Raw genomic sequence first — 6,423 nt, forward strand, 5'->3', positions numbered from 1 at the left:
GCGTTGTTCGATGCGCGTTTTCAGAAGTTGGGACTGCATCCGGGCGGCGGGGCGACCTGGATGCTGCAGCGCGGGGTCGGACCGCAAGTCGCCCGCGCGGCCTTGCTGTTCGGTATGCGCTTCGACGCCGAATCCGCTGTGCGGCATGGGCTGGCGCTCAGCGTTGCCGACGACCCGGTCGCTGCGGCGTTGGAACTGGCGGCCGGGCCCGCGGCCGCCCCCCGCGAAGTCGTGCTCGCCACGAAGGCCACCATGCGTGCCACCGCCAGCCCCGGATCGGTCGATGCCGAACAGCACGAGCTCGCCAAGGACACCGAACTCGGGCCGCAGGCCACATCGATCAGGTCACCGGAGTTCGCCGCCCGACTGGCCGCGGCGCAACGCAAGTAAGCGCGACCGCTACAGATCAAACAGCGCCGGACTGCTACGAGCCAGACTCACCGGCAAGCTGCACGATCCGCTCGGCTCGCCGCAACACTGGCGCATCTACCATTTTGCCCTCAAATGTGAAGACACCGCGTTCGTCGGCGGCCGCGACCAGAACGTTTCGCGCCCACTGCACCTCGTCGGCGGACGGCGCATAACCGGCCCGTATCACGGGTAGCTGGCTGGGATGGATAGCAACCTTCGCATCGAAGCCCACCGCGACCGCGTCATCGACTTCGGCGCGTAGCCCGTCGAGATCTTTGATGTCGAGGTAGACCGAATCCAGAGCCAGCCGACCATGCGCCTTGGCAGCCAACAGGGATTGCGCGCGGACGTGCCGGGCGACCTCACGGTACGCCCCGTCCGGATAGCGGTTCGCAGTGCCGCCGAGCGCCGCGAACAAATCCTCAGCGCCCCACATCACCGCGACGGCGTTGTCCACGGATACCGTCTCGGTGACGGCGAGGGCGCCCATCGGGGATTCGACCAGGACAATGACGTGCAGCGGTGCTAACTCTCTAACCTGTTTTGGCGCTTCGCATTTGGGTAACATCACGGTGTCATAGCCGGTGCGTTTGAGGGTCTCCAGGTCGAGTTGCTGGTCGGGGGTGCCGAACTGGTTGACGCGCACCACGGTGCGGGCCGGGTCGAGTTGGACGTCGACGAGCGCTTTCCGCGCAGCAGGCCGATCGGCGGCGGCGCATCCGTCCTCGAGGTCGAGGATCACGATATCCGCTGCGGCCGCAGCCTTTTGGAAACGCTCAGGACGATCAGCCGGGCAGAAAAGCCATGCCGGCCCGGGATTCTGCAGGCCCATCAGGCCCCCCCGTCAGCGGCCTCCGGTGGCCGCATCCGCACCAGGGTCTTGCGGCTCGCGGTGGCGACAACGTCACCGTGCTGATTTCGACCGGTATGCGCAAACGTCACGATGCCTTCCCCCGGACGGCTCTTGGATGCTCGCTTGTCGGTGATCACGGTCTCGGCATAAAGCGTGTCGCCATGGAACAGCGGCTTGGGGAACGCGATCTCGGAGAAGCCCAGGTTGCCGACGATGGTGCCTTGGGTCAGCTGGGCGACCGACAATCCGACCAGGGTCGAAAGGGTGAACATCGAGTTCACCAATCGCTGATTGAATGGCGGCAGCGCATCGGAGAACGCGGCATCCAGGTGCAGCGCTTGGGTGTTCATGGTCAAAGTCGTGAACAACACATTGTCGGCTTCAGTAATCGTTCGCCCCGGGCGATGCAGGTACCGCACGCCGGTCTCGAATTCTTCGAACCACAACCCGCGCTGGATGATCGTCTTGGCAGGATGCTCGCCGTTCTCTGAAGTCACAGACCTATCTCTCTCGCGATCAGCATCAACTGCACTTCGCTGGTGCCCTCACCGATTTCCAGGATTTTGCTGTCCCGGTAGTGGCGGGCGACGGTGAATTCGTTCATAAACCCGTAGCCGCCGTGGATTTGGGTGGCGTCACGCGCGTTGTCCATCGCCGCCTCACTGGCCACCAGCTTGGCGATTGCCGCCTGCTTTTTGAACGGCTTACCGGCCAGCATCAGCGCCGCGGCGTCGTAATAGGCGGTGCGGGCGGTGTGGGCGCGAGCCTCCATCCGCGCGATCATGAATGCGATGGACTGATTTCGCCCGATCGGTTGACCGAAGGCTTCGCGTTCCTTGGCGTATTTGACACTCTCGTCGACGCAACCCTGCGCGGCCCCGGTGGACAACGCGGCGATCGCGATACGGCCCTCATCGAGAATGCGCAAGAAGTTGGCATAGCCGCGACCTCGTTCGCCGAGCAGGTTCTCTTGGGGCACGCGCACGTCGTCGAAGCTCAGCGGATGGGTGTCGGAGGCGTTCCAGCCGACCTTGTTGTAGGCCGGCTCCACGGTGAACCCCGGCGTGGGTACCGGCACCAGGATCGATGAAATCTGCTTTTTGCCGTCCTGCTCGCCGGTCACCGCGGTGACCGTCACCAGCTTGGTGATGTCGGTGCCGGAGTTGGTGATGAACTGCTTTGAACCGTTGATCACCCAATGGCCGTCGTCGAGATGCGCGTTGGTCTTGGTTGCGCCGGCATCGGTGCCGCCGCCGGGCTCAGTCAGCCCGAACGCGCCTAAGGCGCGGCCACTTGCCAACTGCGGCACCCATTCCTGCTTCTGCGCGTCGGTGCCGAACCGGTACACCGGCATGGCGCCCAGCGACACACCGGCTTCCAAGGTGATGGCGACACTTTGGTCTACCTTGCCAAGTTCCTCCAGGGCCAGGCATAGGGCGAAGTAGTCGCCGCCCATTCCGCCGAACTCTTCGGGAAAGGGAAGGCCGAATAGGCCCATCTCAGCCATCCCGGCGACCACCTCGTATGGGAACGAGTGCTCGGCGTCGTGCTGCGCGGCCACCGGCGCGACGACGCTCTGGGCGAAGTCACGGACCGTCTTGGCCAGTTGTTGGTACTCGTCAGGGAGCGTCGCGGTGGACAAGAATTCGGTCATGACGCGCCATCCTCTGCTTTTGATGCTTCTGGTATTTCCTTGGTGTTCACGGTAATCCGGGCCAGCGGCTGGCCGACCTTGACCTGGTCGCCAGCGGCGACGAGAAGTTCAACCACACCGTCGACGGGTGCCGCCAGCGCGTGCTCCATCTTCATCGCCTCGACGGTGACCACAACGGTGCCCGCCGCTACGTCGGCCCCGTCCGCTATGCCCACTGCGACGACCGTCCCGGGCATCGGGCTGGTCAATTCAGCGTCGCCGCTCTGCTCGTCGTCCGGGCGCACCGGCGCCTCGTGAACCTCCTCGAGCACCGCGGTGGCGCCGGCGCCGGCCAACCAGATCTTGCTGCCAGCCGTGGAGACGGTGTAGTCGCTGCGCAGCCGGTCCAATGTCACCGTGAGGCGATCACCCCTCAGAGCGGCTTGCAGCGAACGAGATTCGCCATCCTCGATGCGGACATTGGCAGATCCCGGGGTACCGGTGATGTGGACGTGGTCGGTGCGGTCGCAGGCCCGCAGCCGGATGCTTACCGGCGCGTTGGCCCCGACGCGCCACCCGGATGGCACCTCCCAGAGGTCGGCGCCCGGCGCGGGAAAGAGCCGCAACCAATGGAATGCCGCCGCGGCGATGAAGTGTTCGTCGGTCGGCGGCGCCGCGACGAAATCGCCGGCCCGTCGGTCCAACAGCCCGGTGTCGAGCCGACCGGCGGTGACGTCGGGATCGGCCAACAGGAACCGGGCGAACTCGACATTGGTGACGACGCCGAGCACCGCGGTGTCCGCCAGGGCCTGATCGAGGGTGCGCAACGCGGACGCCCGATCCGCGCCATGCGCGACCACCTTCGCCAGCATCGGGTCGTAGTCGCTGCCGACGACCATCCCCGCGGACAGGCCCGAATCGACCCGCACTCCTGCCGCGTCCGGTTCCACCAACGCCAGCACATCGCCGCCGGTGGGCAGAAAGCCGTGCGCAGGGTCCTCGGCGTAGACCCGCGCTTCAATCGCGTGCCCCTGCAAGACAATATCCGTTTGACTTATGGTCAGCTTCTCCCCCGCGGCGATCCGGACTTGCCATTCGACCAGATCCCAGCCTGTCACCATCTCGGTGACCGGATGCTCGACCTGTAGCCGGGTGTTCATCTCCATGAAGAAGAACTCGTCGGGCCGGTCAGCCGAGACGATGAACTCCACCGTGCCGGCCCCGGTGTAATCCACGCTGCGGGCGGTATCACACGCGGCTGCGCCGATTCGGGCCCGCGTTGCAGCGTCCAGTAGCGGCGACGGCGCCTCTTCGATGACCTTCTGGTGCCGCCGCTGCAGGCTGCACTCCCGTTCGCCCAGATGCACCACATTGCCGTACGCGTCGGCTAGCACCTGAACTTCGATATGTCTGGGGCGCAACACGAATCGCTCGAGGAACAGCGTATCGTCTCCGAACGCAGCCGCCGATTCCCTGCGGGCACTGACCAGCGCGGCGGGCAGGTCAGCCGGCTGCTCGACCATCCGCATGCCCTTGCCGCCGCCACCGGCGGACGGTTTAACCAGAACCGGGTAGCCGATCTGCTCGGCGGCCGCGATCAGTTCGTCGTCGGTGAGTCCCGGCCGCGCGATACCGGGAACCACCGGTACGCCGAACGCGGATACGGTGCCCTTGGCGGCGATCTTGTCGCCCATCGTTTGAATCGCCCCCACCGGCGGACCGATGAATGTCAGTCCCGCCGATGCCAGCGCCGCCGCGAAATCAGCGTTCTCCGAGAGGAATCCGTAGCCCGGGTGTACGGCCTGAGCACCGGTGCGCACAGCCGCGTCGACGACCGCGGGAATGTTGAGGTAGCTGTCGCGCGCGGGCGCCGGACCGATTGCGACCGCCAGGTCCGCCTCGGCGACATGGCGTGCGTTGGCGTCAGCGTCGCTGTAGACAGCCACCGACCGGATGCCCATCGCCTGCAGCGTCCGGATCACCCGGACGGCGATCTCACCGCGGTTGGCAACCAAAACGGTACCGAAGCCCCCTGAAACCATATCAGCATTCACATCCGGAAGACGCCGTAGGAGACCGGCTCGACCGGTGCGTTCGCCACAACCGAAAGCGCAAGACCGACAACCGTTCTGGTATCAGCAGGGTCGATCACGCCGTCGTCCCAGAGCCGGGCCGTCGAATAGTACGGATTGCCCTGCTGCTCGTACTGAATACGGATCGGCGCCTTGAACGCCTCTTCCTCCTCGGCGCTCATCTCCCCGCGCACAGTCGCCAGCACCGACGCAGCTTGCTCGCCACCCATCACCGAGATCCGCGCGTTTGGCCACATCCATAGAAAGCGTGGTGAATATGCCCGTCCGCACATCGAGTAGTTGCCCGCACCGTAGGACCCGCCGATGACCACGGTGAGCTTGGGGACCCGCGCGCAGGCGACTGCGGTCACCATCTTGGCACCGTGTTTGGCGATACCGCCGGCCTCATAGTCACGGCCCACCATGAACCCGGAAATGTTCTGCAAGAACAACAACGGCATCAACCGCTTGTCGCACAACTCGATGAAATGCGCTCCCTTAAGCGCAGATTCGCTGAACAGCACGCCATTGTTGGCGACGATCCCGACCGGATGGCCGTGAATTCGCGCGAAGCCAGTGACCAGCGTGCTGCCGTATTCCGCCTTGAACTCGCTGAATTCGCCCCCGTCGACGAGCCGAGTGATGACGTCGTGCACATCGTAGGGAATTCGCGCATCCACCGGGACGACGTCGTAGAGCTCGCTTTGGTCGGCGATCGGATCCACGCTTGGCAGCACATCCCAGATCGGCGGTTGGCGTGGGCCCAGGGTGGCGACGATGCGCCGGATGATACGCAACGCGTCTCGGTCGTCATGAGCAAGGTGATCAGTGACACCCGAGGTCTTGGAGTGCAGATCACCACCACCGAGCTCCTCGGCGGTGACTACTTCCCCGGTGGCGGCTTTCACCAGCGGTGGGCCGCCAAGGAAGATAGTGCCCTGGTTGCGGACGATCACCGCCTCGTCACTCATTGCCGGCACGTAAGCGCCACCGGCGGTGCAGGATCCGAGCACGGCAGCGATCTGCGGGATGCCCTCAGAGCTGAGTTTTGCCTGGTTGTAGAAGATCCGGACGAAGTGCTCGCGGTCGGGGAACACCTCGTCTTGGCGCGGCAGGAAGGCGCCGCCGGAGTCGACGAGGTAGATGCAAGGCAGCCGGTTCTGCCCGGCGATCTCTTGGGCCCGCAGGTGTTTTTTGACCGTAATCGGGTAGTAGGTACCGCCTTTGACCGTTGCGTCGTTGGCGACGATCATGCATTCGCGGCCGGAAATTCGGCCGATGCCGGTGATGATGCTTGCGCCCGGGCACTCGTCGTCGTACATGCCGTCGGCGGCGAGCGGCGCAATTTCGAGCAACGGACTGCCGGGGTCGAGCAGGCCGTCGACTCGGTCACGGGGCAGCAGTTTGCCCCGGTCGACGTGGCGGGTGCGGGCCCGTTCCGGGCCGCCCAGGGC

General features: G+C 65.2%; 6 protein-coding genes. 1 reads left to right on the forward strand and 5 read right to left on the reverse strand.

Features of this window, described 5'->3' with window-relative positions:
- On the forward strand, positions 1–390 hold a 390-nt coding region (locus tag WAN71_RS24770; protein WP_422227860.1), incomplete at its 5' end, for an enoyl-CoA hydratase-related protein.
- 34 nt (positions 391–424) lie between these two features.
- Here WAN71_RS24770 and WAN71_RS24775 read toward each other — a convergent pair.
- The 5 genes from WAN71_RS24775 to WAN71_RS24795 all read right to left on the reverse strand — a co-directional run.
- A complete protein-coding gene (locus WAN71_RS24775) occupies positions 425–1,243 on the reverse strand; it encodes an HpcH/HpaI aldolase/citrate lyase family protein (RefSeq protein WP_422227861.1) in 819 nt (272 codons plus the stop codon).
- On the reverse strand, positions 1,243–1,761 hold the full coding sequence (locus WAN71_RS24780; RefSeq protein ID WP_422227862.1) for a MaoC family dehydratase: 519 nt from the start codon (positions 1,759–1,761) through the stop codon (positions 1,243–1,245). The genes WAN71_RS24775 and WAN71_RS24780 overlap by 1 nt, the downstream gene beginning before the upstream one ends.
- Positions 1,758–2,918, reverse strand: a complete 1,161-nt coding sequence (locus tag WAN71_RS24785) for an acyl-CoA dehydrogenase family protein (RefSeq protein ID WP_422227863.1) — start codon at positions 2,916–2,918, stop codon at positions 1,758–1,760. The genes WAN71_RS24780 and WAN71_RS24785 overlap by 4 nt, the downstream gene beginning before the upstream one ends.
- Positions 2,915–4,939 carry an acetyl/propionyl/methylcrotonyl-CoA carboxylase subunit alpha gene (locus WAN71_RS24790; protein WP_422227864.1) on the reverse strand — a complete coding sequence of 675 codons (2,025 nt, stop codon included), beginning with the start codon at positions 4,937–4,939 and terminating at the stop codon, positions 2,915–2,917. Before WAN71_RS24790 ends, WAN71_RS24785 begins: the two co-directional genes overlap by 4 nt.
- Before the next feature lie 8 nt (positions 4,940–4,947).
- Positions 4,948–6,423: carboxyl transferase domain-containing protein (locus WAN71_RS24795; RefSeq protein WP_422227865.1), on the reverse strand; the 1,476-nt coding region annotated here is incomplete at its 5' end.

The organism is Mycobacterium sp., from assembly GCF_049280035.1.
In the GTDB taxonomy this organism is placed as follows: Bacteria; Actinomycetota; Actinomycetes; order Mycobacteriales; family Mycobacteriaceae; genus Mycobacterium.